Below are 17,718 nucleotides of genomic sequence, written 5' to 3' on the forward strand. Positions count from 1 at the left end.
TCGTTCGGGAAGTGAAGATGTTTGATATCAAGTGGATTCGGGAAAACGCAGACGCCTTTGATCGTGCTCTGGCCAAGCGGGGCTACGAAGCCTCCGCTGCCAAGCTGATTGCGTTGGATGATTCCCGTCGTTCCCATATCACCAAACTTCAGGAAGCCCAGGAGCGCCGGAATTCCGCGTCGAAGGAAATCGGCAAGGCAAAAGGTTCAGGCGATGACGCGCGTGCACAGGAACTGATCGACGAGGTTGCGCAGATCAAGGCCTTCATTCAATCGGGTGAAGAAGAAGAACGCAGGCTCAATGCCGACCTGGAAGCGGCAATGGCTGTCATTCCGAATCTCCCGCACGACGACGTACCGACGGGCGAGGACGAGAGTGGCAATGTCCTCCTGAGAACCCACGGCGACAAGCCTGTTTTCACTTTCAATGAAATGCCGAAAGAGCATTTTGAGCTGGGTGAAACCTCGGGTGACATGGATTTTGCCACTGCTGCCAAGCTATCCGGGTCACGCTTCGTGGTGCTGAAAGGTCAGATAGCGCGTCTTGAGCGCGCGCTCGGACAATTCATGATCGATCTGCACACACAGCAAAACGGCTATACGGAAGTCTCGCCGCCGCTTCTGGTAAACGATACGGCGCTTTACGGGACGGGTCAGTTGCCAAAATTTGAAGAGGATCTCTTCAAGACGACAACGGATCACTTTCTGATCCCGACAGCCGAAGTGCCCCTCACGAACCTGGTTGCAGGCGAGATTGTCTCCGAAGCGGCTTTGCCGCTGCGTGTCACCGCTCTGACCTATTGTTTCCGCTCTGAGGCGGGCTCTGCCGGTCGCGACACACGCGGGATGCTGAGACAGCATCAGTTCCAGAAATGCGAACTGGTCTCTGTAACCAAACCGGAAGACTCTCTAGCGGAACTGGATCGCATGCTCGGGTGTGCTGAAATGGTCCTGCAGTTGCTCGGGCTGCATTACCGCGTCATGACCCTGTGCACCGGCGACATGGGTTTCGGCGCGCGCAAGACGTATGACATTGAAGTCTGGCTTCCAGGTCAGGACGCCTACCGGGAGATATCCTCGTGCTCGGTCTGCGGCGACTTCCAGGCACGGCGCATGAATGCCCGCTACCGCCCGTCGGACAGCAAGCAGCCTGTTTACGTTCATACGCTGAACGGTTCTGGTATTGCCGTCGGACGCGCGCTGATTGCCGTTCTGGAAAATTATCAGGACGGCGACGGCTCCGTGACGGTTCCTGAGGCCCTGCGGCCTTACATGGGTGGCCTGGAAAAGATTGGCGCTTAAACGCGCATTCGAAACAAATGCGACGGGGCAAGTGCTCCGTCGCCTGTCCCGGATATGTCGGTCGGTTCAGGGCTCCCGGGATTTTCGATCGGTTCCCACGGAAGAGAGATCTAAATGCGCATCCTGATCACCAATGATGACGGTATTCATTCGCCCGGCCTGGACTCGTTGGAACGTATTGCTCGGACGCTTTCAGATGATGTCTGGGTAGTCGCACCTGAAACTGACCAGAGCGGTGTCGCGCACTCGCTGACCTTGAGCGATCCACTCCGCCTGAGAGCACTTGACGATCGACATTTTGCTGTGAAGGGCACGCCGACGGATTGCGTTATCATGGGGGTCCACAAAATCATGAAGGAGCGCCCGGACCTGGTGCTGTCCGGTATCAATCGGGGTCAGAACCTTGCGGAAGACGTGACCTATTCCGGGACTGTCGCGGGTGCAATGGAAGGCGCTATCCTTGGTATCAGGTCCATTGCGGTTTCCCAGGCATATGACTGGGACGTGAAGTCCGAACCCAATTTTTCAATTGCGGAGACACATGCTCCGGAGCTCTTTTCCAAATTGACAGAATTTCAGTTGCCGCCCTACAGCCTCCTGAATGTGAATTTCCCGGCCTGCGCACCCGATCAGGTCAAGGGTGTAAAGGTGACCGTACAGGGACACCATGAGCAGAGCGGTTTGTCGATCGATGAACGTGTGGACGGCCGCGGTTATCCATATTACTGGCTCAAGTTTCGTGAACGCGGCAAATCGGTTCTTGATAATTCCGATCTCCAGGCAATTGCGGATGGATATGTATCCGTTTCACCGCTACGCATAGATCTGACGGCACACGATCTGGTCAGTCATCTGACAGGGGCACTGAAATAGACCCGAAAAGGGGCGTAGCGAATGGCCGGCCTATCTCCCGGCGACCGCGGAACAATGCAGTCGACAGCGCTTCCGGATGAAACGGAAGCAAGGGCAGCGCTTGTGCTTGCGCTCAGGCGGCGGGGCGTCGGCGCGCGAAATGTTCTTACGGCGATAGAGCGATTGCCGCGGCGACTGTTTCTCCCGGCAAGACATCACAGTTTGGCCTATGAAGATGCAACGCTTCCAATTGAATGCGGTCAATCTGCCACGTCACCCTCGCTTGTTGCCTTCACCGTTCAGTCACTCGACATAAATGCTGGCCAGTCCGTGTTCGAGATCGGGACGGGCTCGGGATACCAGTCGGCAGTTATGGCGCATCTGGCCGGCCAAGTTGAGACCATCGACCGTTTTGCAACGCTGACCGATCTGGCTGAACGGCGCTTTGCGGCCCTGAAATTAGGAAACGTGAAAGCGCGCCAGGCGGATGGTTTTGAAGGCCTCAAACAGAAAGGCCCGTTTGATCGTATTGTCGTAACAGCAGCGATCACCGCCATTCCGGACACCTGGGTGCAACAGCTGAAACCCGGCGGCATCCTCGTGGCACCTGTCGGGCAGCCTAATCAGCCGCAATCTCTGATTCGGTTTGTGAAGTCGGAAAGCGTGATGACCGCCGAAACGCTCATGCCGATCAGAACCGTGATGCTGCAAAACGGGCTGGCGCTTAAACTCTAGGGTGGAAAACACGGGGTGTACGCAGATGAAAAGCGAATCCCTGGCGAGAAGTAAGTGCTGTAATTTACTATAAAGACCCCGCGCGAACATTTACTTCGACAGAAAAAGTCAGAGAAATCTGCCGTTTTGCGTTTAACAGCGCAGCATCTTTAGCCTTTATAAACCTTACTGGCGTCTACTCTTAACCATAGCAGCCATTGTTAGCGGTATGAGTAAGGCGATGAAAAAGCGGACGCGCACCCTCCGCGGGGATCTTCTGAGTAAAGCAGCGACAGTGTCCATGGTCGCGGTCTTTCTCGCAGGTTGTTCCAGTGCAGTTGAGCGCTTCGGAGAACCTCCTTATTACACGGGAAATACGCAAAACCAGCGTGAGATTCTGAACAGAACTCCGCAGCCGTCCTATCAGGATATCGCGAACGGGCCAGGAGGAACGAGCGCGGGTCTGCCGCCAGCCGGGTCATCGCCCGTGACGACCGGTTCGGTGCCCAGCCATCGCGCGGATATTCAATCCAAACCGCTTCCTGCGCCAACGCAGGCCGCAAAAGCGGCAGCGCCTGTTTCGACATTGCCGGCACCTGAAACAGTCAGCGCCGCTCCAGGCAGGAACTGGAAGGGCTGGACGGCGGCGGGCGGCACGAGGGTCACTGCCCGGCAGGGCGACAATCTGAATTCGATCGCGAGACGCTACGGGGTGCCTGTTCAAGCACTGGCGTCTGTCAACGGCATCAGCGACGCCAGCGGTGTTCGGACAGGGCAGAGCGTGATTATTCCGACCTATGTCTATGCCGAACGCAATGGCTCTAGCAGCACGACTGCAGGTGAAACCGGAAAGGTGAAACTGCCGAGCGTTAGCGCAAACGAAACGATTGTCACAAGTTCCGTCTCCACCGTTTCCGGTTCAACACCACGTCCGACACGAAAGCCTTTCAAGCAACCGACATTTACGCAGATCAGCACGACTGAAACAGTTGTTGCAGAGGCAGATGTCGTACGCGTCAGTGCGTCGCCGAAGCGTAAACCGGCGGTCGCGGCAACTCAGCTCACGACGGCGTCCATTTCAACCGAAACGACAAGCGTTCAGGTGACGCCAGCTGTTGCGACGCCGTCGTCGCAAGTTCAAAAGGCATCGCTGCCAGCGCCTGCATTGACGCAAGAGGCGCGTCCTACCGAACCGATCAAGACGCCGTCTGTTGCAAATCTCCAGGAAGAGAAGGCGACCACCGCAAAATTCCGTTGGCCGGTTCGCGGCCGGATCATCTCCGACTTCGGGACGAAACCGGGAGGCGGCAAGAACGAAGGTGTAAACTTGGCAGTACCGGAGGGAACTCCTGTGAAGGCTGCTGACGCTGGCACCGTGATTTACTCGGGCAACGAGCTTAAAGGCTACGGAAATCTCGTCCTCGTGCGCCACAGTGAAGGTTGGGTTTCGGCTTATGCGCATAACAGCGAGTTGAAAGTAAAACGCGGTGACAAGATCCGTCGTGGCGACGTGGTCGGCCTGGCCGGTGCGACAGGGTCCGTAAATCAGCCTCAGGTGCATTTTGAGCTTCGCAAGGGCAACAAGCCGGTCGATCCGCTCCAGCATCTGCCACGCCGTTAAACAAAACAGCATGTGCGGCGAGGGGAGTTTTCCTCGCCGCGATCTATTCCTTCACACAGGTTCTCTGTCGATGTTTTAAACCTGAGAAACGCCTGAATGCTTCTCAAACCATCAATTGAGATGTCCCGATCCATCTGCACGAATGAAACGCGATAATCTAGCTGCCCAAGCTTGCCGCAGCGTCTTGAAGTGCTCTTCTTACGGAAGCGTTTTGCCCTGGCGACCAGCCAGATCCTGTATGAATTGAAACGCTACACGTCCGGAACGGCTGCCTCGTGTCGTCGCCCATTCAAGCGCCTGAGCACGCATTTCGTCTTCAACGATCTTAAGATCGAAATGGACTGCATAGCCGCGCACCATCTCCAGATAATCATCCTGGCTGCATTTGTGAAAACCGAGCCAAAGGCCAAAGCGATCCGATAGGGAGACCTTTTCCTCGACTGCCTCTGCCGGATTGATCGCCGTTGAACGTTCATTCTCGATCATATCGCGCGGGAGCAGATGGCGCCGGTTTGAGGTTGCGTAAAAGATGACATTTTCCGGCCGGCCCTCAATTCCACCTTCCAGAACGGCTTTCAGCGATTTGTAGGACGTGTCGTCGTTATCGAAACTAAGGTCGTCGCAAAAGATGATGAAGCGATGCGGGGCCTGCCGGATCTGAGACATCAGTTTCGGAAGGGTTTCAATGTCTTCACGGTGGATTTCGATCAGTTTCAAATCGCCTTTATCAGGCTCTCGATTGACGGCCGCATGGGCCGCCTTGACCAGAGACGACTTGCCCATACCGCGCGCACCCCACAAAAGAGCATTGTTAGCAGGCAGGCCGCTTGCAAACCGTTTTGTGTTGTCGAGAAGCAGATCGCGCACATGCGAAACAGCACACAGCAGCGATATGTCGACCCGATTGACTTTCTCAACCGGCTGGAGTTCACCGGGGTCGGGTACCCACACGAAGGCGTCTGCACTGGACCAATCCGCCGGACGCGGCGCTGACGGCACAGCGCGCCCGATCAGATCCAGCAGAGAATCGAGTTTGGCGTTCAATGAGGCAAGGTCGTTTTGCGCGCTCATAATTCTTGCAACCCTGGTCAAAAAGGCCCATCTGAGGCCCTGAAACATGTTGCGAGACCAGTAGCATGAGGCAGGTGAAGCGAAAACGCCAATTATTCCCATACCGGTACGCCGGAATCCGCTTGCAAAGCTTGAAATGAGGCGCGCCGCCGTTATAGTCCGCGCCACCAGAATTCAGAGCGTTTGATGGTGCTGCCGAGGTGCGGCACAAGCAAAAACGCCCCTTAGGAGAGATGAATGTTGATCACCCCAGCGTATGCGCAATCAGCCGGAGCCGCAGGTCCGAGTTTTCTGATTCAGATCCTGCCGTTCGTGGCAATCTTTGCGATCATGTATTTCCTGATCATCCGGCCACAGCGCCAGCGCATGAAACAGCATCAGGAAATGGTTGCAAACCTGCGCCGCGGTGACACCATTGTGACCACCGGGGGACTTATCGGCAAAGTGTCGAAGGTGGTAGACGATGGCGAATTGCAAGTGGAACTTTCGGAAGGCGTGAAAGTGCGCGTGGTACGCTCCATGGTGCAGGAAGTCAGATCCAAGACCGAGCCTGCCAAGGAAAATTCGTAAGACGCGCTTGAACCGCATCGATCCAATTGCCATGCCGGTTTGTCGCCGGCCTGGCTGCTTTTAAGGCTCTATCATGCTCCATTTTGCCCGCTGGAAAATCGTGCTGATCATGATTGTGGTTGCCGCTGGCATTATCACAACGCTGCCGAATTTCTTTTCCGCCAAACAACTCGAGGCCTGGCCCGATTTCCTGCCGAAAAACCAGATGGTACTGGGTCTTGATCTGCAAGGTGGCGCATATCTTCTCTACGAAGTGGACCAGGAAGACTACATCAAGAAACGGTTTGAGGCGCTCGAGGGCGATGTGCGCGATGTCCTGCGGCAAAATCCCAGAATTGGGTACACAGGGCTCTCGGCGTCCAATGACTCGCTACAGGTGCGAATTCGAGATTTGACGCGGCTGGACGAGGCAAGAGAGCGACTGGCACCACTCGTCAATCCGCTCGTATCAAATCTCTTCGCCGGTCAGCCGGTCGATGAATTCGATCTGACTGTAAACGACAACGGATTGGTTCGTTTCACCTATTCAGAAGAAGGTCTGGACAACAGGCTCCAGTCGATTGTCCAGCAGTCGATCGAGGTCATTCGAAAACGCGTCGACGAACTTGGTACGACCGAGCCGAACATTCAGCGCCAGGGCCGTGACCGTATTCTTGTTGAAGCCCCGGGCGAAGGCGATCCGGAACGGCTGAAAGATCTGATCGGTGAAACTGCTCTGTTGAGTTTTCATCTTGTCGATCGGAACATGACCGGCGAACAGGCTCTGCAAAACCGGCCGCCGCCTGGAACTTCTGTGTTCATGTCCGTCGACGATCCGCCTATTCCGTATCTCCTGGAAACAAACCCGCTCCTGGGCGGGGAAGATCTGGTCGATGCTCAGGTCGCCTTCGGCCAGTATTCGAACGAACCGGTCGTCACCTTCCGTTTCAACCAGTCCGGCGCGCGTGAGTTCGCAAGGGTCACAACGGAAAACGTGAACTTTCCTTTCGCGATTGTTCTGGACGGTGAGGTCATCTCGGCACCTGTGATCCGCGAACCGATCGTGGGGGGCTCCGGGCAGATTTCGGGTGATTTCACGATTGAGGCTGCTCAGGACCTTGCAATCCTGCTGCGTGCCGGGGCGCTTCCGGCACAGTTGACTGTCATTGAGGAAAGGTCAATCGGACCAGGCCTTGGCGCTGACTCCATCGAAGCCGGTCAAATCGCGTCTATTATTGCCGGTGTGGCGGTGATCGTATTCATGATCCTTGCCTATGGCCGTTTCGGTGTGATTGCCGATCTGGCACTGATGACGAACATCTTTCTGATCTTCGGGGCCCTGACGGTCCTGCAGGCGACACTGACGTTGCCGGGCATCGCCGGCATCGTGCTGACGATCGGCATGGCGGTGGATGCCAATGTGCTCATCTTTGAACGAATACGGGAGGAATCGCGCGCTGGCAGGTCGGTGATATCCGCGATTGACGCTGGTTACAGCAGGGCGCTTGGAACAATCCTTGATGCCAACATCACCACATTGATCGCAGCCGTCATCCTGTTCCAGCTTGGATCCGGACCGGTCCGTGGCTTTGCCGTTACTCTTGCGATCGGGATTTTCACGACCGTGTTCTCGGCCTTTACGTTCAGCCGGCTGCTGGTGGCACTTTGGATTCGCCGCCGCCGCCCGTCCGTGTTGCCGATCTGATCCGGGAGAAATAAGAAATGTTGCTAAGACTTGTTCCGGACAACACCCATATCAAGTTCATGTGGCTTCGGAAATTCAGTTTTCCGTTGTCCGTTATACTTGTAATCGCCTCGCTCACCGGCTTTTTCACCGTCGGTATGAACTACGGCATCGATTTTAAGGGCGGAACGATCATCGAAATCAAGACCGATGGTCCGGCCGATATCGGTGAAATCCGTTCCGAACTGTCATCGCTCAATCTGGGTGACGTGCAGGTCCAGGAATTCGGTGCTCCAGACGATATTCTCATTCGCGTTGAAGAGCAGCCTGGCGGCGAGTTAGCGCAGCAGACCGTGGTCCAGAACGTCCGCACGATCTTTGCTGATGACAATGTCGATTTCCGGCGCGTCGAGGTCGTTGGGCCGCGCGTTTCCGGCGAACTGGCGCAAGCCGGTGCCATAGCTGTCGCGGCAGCGCTGTTTGCGATCATGATCTATATCTGGTTCCGCTTCGAGTGGCACTTTGCAGTCGGTGCGATCCTGACCACCGCCAACGACGTTGTGGTCACGATAGGACTGTTTGTGCTGCTGCAGCTGGATTTCTCGCTGTCCAGTATCGCGGCGGTTCTGACAATCATAGGGTATTCGCTCAACGATACAGTTGTGGTCTATGACCGCATCCGGGAAAACCTGCGCAAATACAAGAAACGACCGCTGACGGAAATTCTGGATCAGTCCATCAACGAAACGTTGTCGCGTACAACGATGACCTCTGTCACGACCCTGCTGGCGTTGATTGCGCTCTACGTCTTCGGCGGCGAGGTCATCCAGTCCTTCACGCTGGCCATGATTTTCGGCATCGTGATCGGAACCTATTCGTCGATCTTCCTGGCTGCGCCTTTCCTCATTCTGTTGAAACTGCGTCCGGATGCGTTGTCGCGCAATGACGAGGACGACAAGAATGAAACCAAGGAAAAGGCAACCGTCTGAGGACCATACCTGATGGAAATCCGGAACGCCCATTTTCCGGGCCGGGCACCGCTTGATGCTTATGGCAATGGCGGCTTCCGGTTCGCGAAAATGTCCCACCAGGGGTCCATACTCTGTGTCCCGAGCGGAATCTACGGATGGAATATCGGCGATACGGCGGGCTTCAGCGAAGAGGCATTTGAGCGTGTCTTTGAAGAACAATCGGACATTGAGGTCCTGCTTGTGGGAACAGGGAGGGACCTCTCGCCATTGACACCTGCGTTGAAGGACCTGTTCCGCGAAGCGGGAATACTGGCTGATCCGATGTCGACAGGTGCGGCAGTTCGCACATTCAATGTTTTGTTGTCGGAAGACCGGGCCGTCGCGGCGGCTTTACTGGCGGTGGACTAGTTTCGATCCTGTGCCATATGGGCGACTATGACTACTGACTTCGATCATGCCGCCGATGTAGTGCGCCGCTATGACAAGGACCGATATCTCAGCGCCCTTTTGGCACCTGAACAGCATCGGGCCGCTCTGATGGCGATATATGCGTTCAGTGCGGAAATCGCGCGTGTGCGTGAGGTTGTTTCGGAGCCCTTGCCCGGTGAAATGCGCCTGCAATGGTGGCGAGACCTTCTTGAAGGAACGGAGCATGGCGCCGCGGCATCCAATCCGGTCGCAAACGCTCTCATTCAAACAATCACAAAGTACGATCTGCCCAGAAACGGGCTCATCGCCATGACCGAAGCAAGGGTGTTCGATCTTTATGATGATCCGATGCCCAGCCTGAACGACCTGGAAGGATACACCGGCGAAACTGTCTCCGGTCTCATCCAGTTGGGTTGCCTGATCCTGAATGATGGCGATGATCCCGGAACGGCAACAGCTGCCGGGCATGCGGGCGTTGCTTATGGAATGACAGGACTGATGCGCGCACTACCATGGCACGCTTCCCGCCGGCAGATGTTTCTGCCAAAGGACCTGATTGAAAGACATGGAGTTGATAGCGAGACCGTCTTCCGCGGCGAGACCACGCCGCAATTGCAGGCCGCCCTTGGCGAAATGCGTGAGCATGCCCGCCACCACCTGAAGCGTGTTCGCGAAGCTGCTGATACTGTTCCGGAAAAATGCGGCAACGCGGTGCTGCCACTTGTGCTTGTTGAACCGTTTTTGAAAAAGATGGAAGCGAACGCTTTCGATCCGCTTCACGGTTCATCGGAAATATCTCAGCTCAAGCGGCAATGGTTGCTTTGGAGAGCGTCTGCAGCGCCTTTGAAACGGATCTGACGTGCCCTTTCGTGCCTAGCCACGAAAGGTTATTCAGCCGCTATCCGGTTCAGACTGATGCCGGCGATCCAGTCTGAAAAGTCCGCTTTTGCCCGATTGGTCATGGCAAGCTTCTTGGCCTTTGCCTTTTCCTTGCCTTTCAAGCGCTTGCCGTCGTCACCCTTCGTCGGTGCTTCGACGGGCGGAAATAGGCCGAAATTGACGTTCATTGGCTGGAAGGACCTAGGCTTGCCGCCGCCGTCTTCTCTGGAAATGTGACCACCGGTAATGTGATTGAGCAAAGCGCCCATGGCTGTCGTTGCCGGCGGAACCTGAACTGCAGATCCGCGTGCTTCCATCACCGCAAAGAGACCGGCAAGACAGCCGACGCTGGCCGATTCCACGTATCCCTCGCACCCAGTGATCTGCCCGGCGAATCGAATCCGCGGGTCCGCCACCAACCTCAGCGAACCGTCCAACACCTTCGGCGAATTCAAGAATGTATTGCGATGCAAGCCGCCAAGCCGCGCAAACTGGGCGTTTTCAAGACCAGGTATCATCCGGAAGATGTCAGCCTGCGCGCCGTATTTGAGTTTCGTCTGGAAGCCAACCATGTTGTAGAGCGTGCCAAGGGCATTGTCCTGTCGTAGCTGCACCACCGCGTAGGGCTTCACGTCCGAGTTATGAGCATTGGTCAGTCCCATTGGCTTCATGGGGCCGTGGCGAAGCGTCTCTCGGCCTCTGGAGGCCATGACTTCGATGGGAAGGCAGCCGTCGAAATAAGGCGTGTTTGCTTCCCACTCCTTGAAATCTGCCGTATCTCCGCCGAGAAGCGCATCAATAAAGGCTTCGTACTGGTCCTTGTCCATAGGACAGTTCAAATAGTCTTTTCCAGTTCCTCCCGGACCGACCTTGTCGTATCTCGACTGGAACCAGGCCTTTGAGAGATCAACGGTATCGAAATGGACAATAGGCGCAATCGCATCGAAAAAGGCGAGGGCGTCTTCTCCAGATTTCTGCAACACAGCCTTTGAAAGGTCGGGTGAGGTCAATGGGCCCGTTGCGACAATCACTCTCTTCCAGTCTTCGGGCGGAAAACCGGCAACCTCTTCACGTGCGATCGTGATAAGGGGGTGGTCTTCGAGCGCTTTGGTCACCGCTTGCGAAAAACCCTCTCTATCCACGGCGAGCGCACTTCCGGCGGGCACCTGATGGGCGTCGGCCGATGACATGATCAGAGATCCGAGCTGCCTCAGTTCATGGTGGATCAAACCGACTGCATTTTGTTCCGAATCGTCGGATCGAAAGGAGTTTGAACAGACAAGTTCTGCCAAACCGTCTGTCTGATGCGCGTCGGTTTTGCGCACTGGGCGCATTTCGTGAATGACGACGTCAATTCCCGCTTGTGCGATCTGCCATGCGGCTTCCGAACCGGCCAAGCCGCCACCGATAACGTGAATGGGTGCCATTTTTTATCCTTGGGACAAATGCCGGTCGAGAATTTGCGTCAATTGCCTCGCGCACGCCGGCAAACATCTGTTTTGTCCTGATTACAAGGATTGCCGCACAACCGCAACGGTTTCGCAAGCGGATCGATCGCATCGCGTCAACTCAAAACGACGATGCCTTACCGATGTTGTTTGAGCCTGTTTGGGAAAGTCTGAAAGACACAATCGCATGAGCCTTTGCTCATGCTCGAATGTCAAATCGTGCGGCAATAGTGGGCGTGAAGCAGGTCAATAGAACGCAAGGACATATGAAACATGCCTGATGTATCAAAGACCAGGAGAACACTGTCTCAGAAGCAGCATTCATTTAATGGGGGTCAAGGTTTGTCTTCATTATTTCGCTGCAAACCACCAACAGCACAAACAAAAAACGCTCGCCGGTGGGAGGAGGATCCGGCGAGCGTTTTTGTTATCTGCGAATTGATCCGCAGATCATTTGCAGCCCGGAGACTGGGAGGAGGATGTCTCCCGACTGCAAGTCGTGATTATTTTACAGCCTGACGTGCGTACCGGCCGATGTCGGCACGGGAGATGCCGAGATCATCGAGTTCACGGTTGGACAGGTTGGACAGCTCGTCATAGGTCTGACGGAAGCGTTTCCAGGTGTTGAATTTTTTGACGACTGTGTCGATCATGATTTAGGCCTTTCGCTATCTCTTGGCCATGGCACCGCGGATCGGCGTCTGGCCCGTTCGTCTCTTACAAACGCTATATAGGAAAATTGTGCGGTGCGAGGTAGTGGGTTTTTCGCGATGCAGATATGCAAAAACCGCAATTCAACAATTAGTTAACGCGCATCCATGCACATAATGCATAGGCCAGGCATGCGGACAAAACGAACGTATTTCGCATCTGCGAAATAGAATCACGCGCGATGATGCAGAGGGATTGAAGAAACGGGAAGCCGAACAAACGAACGCCCGCCAGTGGGAGGAGGTACTGGCGGGCGTCGTTTCGACTGGCAGGGCTGGGAGGAGGATGCCCCGCGTGTCACACGTCTTTCGGCTGGGAGGAGGTTGCCTACGGACGCGATCTCAAATTACAAGCCGTTTGCTCCACGGCGTGCGACAAACCTGATGTCGCTTCGGCTGATGCCGAGGTCCTGAAGTTCTCTAGCCGACAGACGGGACAATTCGTCAACCGCACGGCGATAGCTAACCCAGTTGCTGTACTTCTTGCGCACAGTATCAAACATCTTCTTATTCCTTATCCGACAGGTCCTGTTGGCTCCTGTCTCGTTGTTGAACTCATATATAATTCACCAACTAAAATAAAAGAAGTGCTAGATGTGCATGACAGACATGCATTTTGTGCAATGCAAAATTACCGGAGATGCGATCCGAATACGGAGCCTGAAATTCCAGCAATAGCAGTACAGTAACAAGATATGTGCGGCGCACATAAATTCAAGTGTTTGAGCCTGTGCTATTCCGCCGCGTCGTGAGCCCGTTGCGGACGCCGCTGCAACAGCTCGCGCAAAAACTGCCCGGTATAACTGGCCTCAACTTCGGCAACGTCTTCCGGGCGGCCGGTCGCAACCACCGTACCACCGCCATCGCCACCCTCCGGTCCAAGGTCGATAATCCAGTCTGCGGTCTTGATGACTTCAAGATTGTGCTCAATGACCAGAACCGTGTTGCCCTGATCCACCAGTTCGTGGAGAACATCGAGCAGCTTGGCAACATCGTGGAAATGCAGGCCTGTCGTTGGCTCATCGAGGATGTAAAGCGTTCGCCCGGTCGACCTCTTGGACAATTCCTTCGCGAGCTTCACGCGTTGTGCTTCGCCGCCTGAAAGTGTCGTTGCCTGCTGGCCGACCTTTATGTAACCCAATCCTACGCGCGCAAGGGTCTGCATTTTGTCGCGAACAGCCGGTACTGCTGAAAAGAACTCTGCGGCCTCCTCAACGGTCATATCCAGAACATCTGCGATTGATTTGCCCTTGAATTCCACTTCAAGAGTTTCCCTGTTGTAGCGTTTTCCCTTGCAGACATCACAGGTCACATAAACATCGGGCAGGAAGTGCATCTCGATCTTGATGACACCGTCTCCCTGACAGGCTTCGCACCGTCCGCCTTTGACGTTGAAAGAAAAACGCCCAGGCTGATAGCCGCGTGCCTTCGCCTCGGGCATTCCGGCAAACCATTCCCGGATGGGTGTGAACGCGCCTGTATAGGTGGCCGGATTTGATCGCGGTGTGCGGCCGATGGGCGACTGATCGATGTCAATTACCTTATCCAGAACCTCCAGGCCTTCAATTCGGTCATGAGGGGCGGGATTGTCTCTGGCACCGTTTAATCGACGTGCCGCGGACTTATAGAGCGTGTCTATGAGAAAGGTCGATTTGCCGCCACCCGACACCCCGGTCACGCAGGTAAATGTGCTGAGCGGAATGTCGACATCCACATCCTTCAGATTGTTCCCGCGTGCGCCGCGAACGCTAATTTTCCGTTTCTTGTTGATCTTTCGACGCCCGTCAGGCCGCTCAATCATGCGCTTGCCGGAGAGGTATTCGCCTGTAAGGGACTTGGGATTGGCCATGATCTCGGACGGCGTCCCTCTGGCGACTACCTGGCCGCCATGCACGCCGGCGCCAGGGCCGACATCCACCACATAGTCAGCCGTCAGAACCGCGTCTTCGTCGTGCTCGACAACAATGACCGTGTTGCCCAGATTTCTGAGATGTTTCAGCGTCTCAAGCAAACGGGCATTGTCACGTTGATGAAGTCCGATGGACGGCTCATCGAGAACGTAGAGCACACCGGTCAGGCCGGACCCGATCTGTGATGCAAGCCGGATGCGTTGGCTCTCGCCGCCGGAAAGCGTTCCTGACGATCTGGAAAGGGTCAGATACTCCAGACCTACATCGTTCAGAAATTTCAGCCGTTCCCTGATTTCTTTCAGGATCCGCCCGGCAATTTCCGATTGCTTGTCATTCAGCTTCTCTGGCAGGGCATCGAACCAGTCTCGCGCTTCGCGGATCGAATATTCGGTGATTTCGCCGATATGCTTGCCAGCAATCTTGACCGCAAGCGCCTCAGGCTTCAGCCGGAACCCGCTGCAGGCAGGGCAGGCGTGGTCCGACTGGAACCTTGCAAGTTCTTCCCGGACCCACGAAGATTCCGTCTCACGCCAGCGACGCTCGATATTGCCGATTACACCTTCAAAAGTCTTTTCCGTCCGGTAGCTGCGCACGCCATCGTCATAAACGAATTCAACAGGTGTTTTCCCGGTCCCGTGGAGGATCGCATCCTGTACCTCATCCGGGAGGTCTTTCCAGGGTGTCGACATTGTCACTTTGAAATGGCTGCACAGCGCTTCAAGTGTTTGTGCGTAATAGGGTGAGGTCGACCCGGTCTTGGCCCATGGTAGCACGGCCCCTTCGCGCAACGACAGGGAGTGGTCCGGAACAACGAGGTCCTCTTCGAAAGCCAAGGTTGTTCCAAGCCCGTCGCAGGTCGGGCACGCGCCGAAAGGATTGTTGAACGAAAACAGCCTCGGTTCAATTTCCGGAATGGTGAACCCGGAAACAGGGCAGGCGAATTTTTCGGAGAAAATCAGACGCTCGGGATCACCCTTTTCGGTTGTCTTGTCCGCAAACTCTGCCACGGCAATTCCGTCGGCAAGTTTGAGGGCGGTTTCGAGAGAGTCGGCAAGCCGTCCCGCGATATCATCGCGCACGACAAGCCGGTCCACGACTACATCGATGTCGTGTTTGTATTTCTTGTCGAGAGCAGGAGCTTCTGCAATCTCGTGAAACGTTCCGTCGATCTTGACGCGCTGGAAGCCCTTTTTCATGAGCTCTGCCAGTTCCTTGCGGTATTCGCCCTTGCGGCCGCGCACCATGGGAGCCAGCAGATAGAGCCGCGTTCCTTCCTCAAGCTCCTTGACACGGTCGACCATCTGACTCACCGTCTGGCTTTCAATTGGCAGTCCGGTGGCAGGAGAGTAGGGAATGCCGACGCGCGCAAACAGAAGCCGCATGTAATCATAGATTTCGGTAACTGTTCCGACCGTGGAGCGCGGATTACGAGAGGTCGTCTTCTGCTCAATGGAAATTGCAGGGGAAAGACCGTCGATCTGGTCAACATCCGGTTTTTGCATCATCTCCAGGAACTGGCGTGCATAGGCGGACAGGCTCTCAACGTAGCGTCGTTGGCCTTCTGCATAGATGGTGTCAAAAGCGAGCGAAGACTTGCCGGAACCGGACAGTCCGGTCATGACGATCAGTCGATCGCGCGGAAGATCGAGGTCGACACCCTTAAGGTTGTGCTCGCGCGCACCTCGGACGCTGATGACCCGCGTTGGGTCGTTTTTCCAGCTTTCATCCCTCCGAGTGCTGTCGGACTTCGACATTCTGAAAATTCCCGCCATAAATCGCAACGAGTCCTGACCCGATGCAGGTTGCCCGAAACCAGATCAGAAGATGCTCAACCTGGTCATCATGTCCCGATATAGCAGCTATGGGCGCAACATCCAGTGAGGCGAATGAGCCAATTGAAAAACACGCGCAGATTTTGCTTGCTCGATTGAATCTTTTTTATAGAAGTGATAAGAACAAAACAAGTACATTTGCATGGGTAGGCGACGTGAACCAGCTTGTAAAGTGGCATATTCCCGCGCTCTCAGCGTCAAATCAGGCAGTTTGCCTTGTGGAAAATGGGCGTGGCGGTCTGAAAACATGGGCGAAGCGGTTGGAGTGTCGCTACGGTTCTGCTTTCTAGCTGCATGGCAGGTAGGCCGGTTTCAGCTAAGCAAGTGCCAGAAGGGCGTGCAGATCCGGTAAAGCCAAAAGAACGAACAGGAGTGCAGTATGGCGGGAAGCGTCAACAAAGTCATTTTGGTCGGTAACCTCGGTGCCGATCCGGAAATCCGCCGAACGCAAGACGGCAGGCCGATTGCCAATCTTCGGATTGCCACATCGGAGTCCTGGCGTGACCGGAGCTCGGGGGAGCGGCGGGAAAAGACCGAATGGCACCGCGTGGTAATTTTCAACGAAGGCCTATGCAAAGTCGCCGAACAATATTTGCGAAAAGGTTCAAAGGTTTATCTTGAGGGCCAGTTGCAAACCCGCAAATGGCAGGATCAGTCAGGACAGGACCGTTATTCGACCGAAGTTGTCCTGCAGGGCTTCAATTCAAACCTGACTATGCTCGATGGGCGCGGCGAGGGTGGCCAGTCCGGCGGACTGCCAGACTATGGCAATGACTCCCAAGGCGGCGGCAGCTTTGGCGGCGGCGGATACGGAGGCGGCTCGGGCGGATCTTCGTCTGGAGGCGGCTTTGGAGGACCCGGCGGCGGGTCCGGGCCAATGGACGACGAAATCCCGTTCTAAGGCTTCACTGAGACAGAGCCCTCGGCCGGATTGAGGGCTCTCACGGGACAGCAACAAACTCCGTCACGTGATTACCCAGAAAAGACCAGCTCAGGTCCTCGACCGCACAGTCGTGTTTCTCCGAAGTCCCAAGACCGCAAAAATAGACGGCCTCTTCCGCACTCGAGTCTCCACCGCGGTCTGATGCGCCGTTCAGGCATGCGAGCTCGTGAATGAGCGTTGCAAGAACAGTCCACTTTCCCATACGGAAAGCGCGATCGGCGATACCGATTTCACCACTCGCCAGACAGGCCTTCCCGTAGCGGGGGGCTTCAATCGACGGGGCAAAATTGACCCATATGCTTCGGTCGTTGATCAGGTTCGTAAGGCTCCTGCCCCCTGGCAGAGAACAGAAATACGCATCGCAATTCGGATTGGTCTTCACCAATTCGAAGAGCTTGGCCCGAGACCATTTCAATTGGCGATATTGCGCCAGGCTGAAACACGTGAACCCGATCTGGGAGGAAACGTGGTCCCCGATGTTGAACTGAAACGGCATGTCTTCGCTCCGAATGATCCGTGTCTTCTGTGGAGCAACCTATTTTTATTCAGGGTAGGGCACCGTGATGCGTATCACGCGGATGTCATTTCCAGTGCGCTAAGTCACTAGCGCGTTAAACGAATTCGAATTTTTGTTAGGTCTTCGCCGTTCCGGAGAGGCAAAATCGTCACACTGATTTGAATTCAAAAGGTGTGTATGAAGCTTGCCCTTAACCATCTGATCAAGCCTGTTATAGTATTAACCAGTTTGCCGCTTGTGTTTCATGAGGATATTCGGCTGTTTGCTGCAGAATAGCCCCGGAAAGA

Annotated in this window: 16 protein-coding genes; 10 read left to right on the forward strand and 6 right to left on the reverse strand. The window is 55.3% G+C overall.

Annotated features, from left to right (window positions below; genetic code table 11):
* Positions 1–17: 17 nt before the first annotated feature.
* From serS to ABVF61_RS25040, 4 genes are all read left to right on the forward strand, one after another.
* On the forward strand, positions 18–1,301 hold the full coding sequence (gene serS, locus ABVF61_RS25025; protein ID WP_353996242.1) for a serine--tRNA ligase: 1,284 nt from the start codon (positions 18–20) through the stop codon (positions 1,299–1,301).
* Between the two features lie 114 nt (positions 1,302–1,415).
* Positions 1,416–2,174 (forward strand): 5'/3'-nucleotidase SurE, encoded by a 759-nt coding sequence (surE, locus tag ABVF61_RS25030; RefSeq protein WP_353996243.1) that lies wholly within the window; start codon positions 1,416–1,418, stop codon positions 2,172–2,174.
* 21 nt (positions 2,175–2,195) lie between these two features.
* Complete coding sequence (locus ABVF61_RS25035; RefSeq protein WP_353996244.1) at positions 2,196–2,888, forward strand: protein-L-isoaspartate(D-aspartate) O-methyltransferase; 693 nt, start codon at positions 2,196–2,198, stop codon at positions 2,886–2,888.
* Between the two features lie 220 nt (positions 2,889–3,108).
* On the forward strand, positions 3,109–4,488 hold the full coding sequence (locus tag ABVF61_RS25040; protein WP_353996245.1) for a peptidoglycan DD-metalloendopeptidase family protein: 1,380 nt from the start codon (positions 3,109–3,111) through the stop codon (positions 4,486–4,488).
* A gap of 198 nt (positions 4,489–4,686) precedes the next feature.
* Here ABVF61_RS25040 and ABVF61_RS25045 read toward each other — a convergent pair whose 3' ends face one another.
* Complete coding sequence (locus ABVF61_RS25045) at positions 4,687–5,559, reverse strand: ATP-binding protein (RefSeq protein WP_353996246.1); 873 nt, start codon at positions 5,557–5,559, stop codon at positions 4,687–4,689.
* A 237-nt stretch (positions 5,560–5,796) separates the two neighbouring features.
* On the opposite strand from ABVF61_RS25045, the gene yajC reads away from it, so the two are divergent.
* The 5 genes from yajC to ABVF61_RS25070 all read left to right on the forward strand — a co-directional run bounded on the left by yajC (position 5,797) and on the right by ABVF61_RS25070 (position 10,050).
* Positions 5,797–6,129, forward strand: coding sequence for a preprotein translocase subunit YajC (gene yajC, locus ABVF61_RS25050; protein WP_353996247.1), 333 nt, complete (start codon positions 5,797–5,799; stop codon positions 6,127–6,129).
* A 73-nt stretch (positions 6,130–6,202) separates the two neighbouring features.
* Positions 6,203–7,813 carry a protein translocase subunit SecD gene (gene secD, locus ABVF61_RS25055; RefSeq protein WP_353996248.1) on the forward strand — a complete coding sequence of 537 codons (1,611 nt, stop codon included), beginning with the start codon at positions 6,203–6,205 and terminating at the stop codon, positions 7,811–7,813.
* Positions 7,814–7,830: 17 nt separating this feature from the next.
* Positions 7,831–8,781: a protein translocase subunit SecF gene (gene secF / locus ABVF61_RS25060; protein WP_353996249.1), complete on the forward strand. Its 951-nt coding sequence runs from the start codon at positions 7,831–7,833 to the stop codon at positions 8,779–8,781.
* A 12-nt stretch (positions 8,782–8,793) separates the two neighbouring features.
* Positions 8,794–9,171 (forward strand): Mth938-like domain-containing protein, encoded by a 378-nt coding sequence (locus ABVF61_RS25065; RefSeq protein ID WP_353996250.1) that lies wholly within the window; start codon positions 8,794–8,796, stop codon positions 9,169–9,171.
* Between the two features lie 27 nt (positions 9,172–9,198).
* A complete protein-coding gene (locus ABVF61_RS25070) occupies positions 9,199–10,050 on the forward strand; it encodes a phytoene/squalene synthase family protein (protein WP_353996251.1) in 852 nt (283 codons plus the stop codon).
* Between the two features lie 29 nt (positions 10,051–10,079).
* On the opposite strand, the gene trmFO is transcribed toward ABVF61_RS25070, so the two are convergent.
* The 4 genes from trmFO to uvrA form a co-directional block, all read right to left on the reverse strand.
* Complete coding sequence (trmFO, locus tag ABVF61_RS25075; RefSeq protein ID WP_353996252.1) at positions 10,080–11,498, reverse strand: methylenetetrahydrofolate--tRNA-(uracil(54)-C(5))-methyltransferase (FADH(2)-oxidizing) TrmFO; 1,419 nt, start codon at positions 11,496–11,498, stop codon at positions 10,080–10,082.
* A gap of 524 nt (positions 11,499–12,022) precedes the next feature.
* Positions 12,023–12,172: a DUF1127 domain-containing protein gene (locus tag ABVF61_RS25080; RefSeq protein WP_353996253.1), complete on the reverse strand. Its 150-nt coding sequence runs from the start codon at positions 12,170–12,172 to the stop codon at positions 12,023–12,025.
* Between the two features lie 404 nt (positions 12,173–12,576).
* A complete protein-coding gene (locus ABVF61_RS25085; RefSeq protein WP_353996254.1) occupies positions 12,577–12,732 on the reverse strand; it encodes a DUF1127 domain-containing protein in 156 nt (51 codons plus the stop codon).
* Positions 12,733–12,962: 230 nt separating this feature from the next.
* Positions 12,963–15,893 (reverse strand): excinuclease ABC subunit UvrA, encoded by a 2,931-nt coding sequence (gene uvrA, locus ABVF61_RS25090; protein ID WP_353996255.1) that lies wholly within the window; start codon positions 15,891–15,893, stop codon positions 12,963–12,965.
* Positions 15,894–16,350: 457 nt separating this feature from the next.
* Here uvrA and ABVF61_RS25095 point away from each other — a divergent pair, with 457 nt between their 5' ends.
* Positions 16,351–16,872, forward strand: coding sequence for a single-stranded DNA-binding protein (locus ABVF61_RS25095; protein ID WP_353996256.1), 522 nt, complete (start codon positions 16,351–16,353; stop codon positions 16,870–16,872).
* Between the two features lie 40 nt (positions 16,873–16,912).
* Here ABVF61_RS25095 and ABVF61_RS25100 read toward each other — a convergent pair whose 3' ends face one another.
* Complete coding sequence (locus tag ABVF61_RS25100; protein WP_353996257.1) at positions 16,913–17,410, reverse strand: hypothetical protein; 498 nt, start codon at positions 17,408–17,410, stop codon at positions 16,913–16,915.
* Positions 17,411–17,718 lie beyond the last annotated feature (308 nt).

Origin of the sequence: Roseibium sp. HPY-6, from assembly GCF_040530035.1 — a bacterium.
Taxonomy (GTDB): domain Bacteria; phylum Pseudomonadota; class Alphaproteobacteria; order Rhizobiales; family Stappiaceae; genus Roseibium.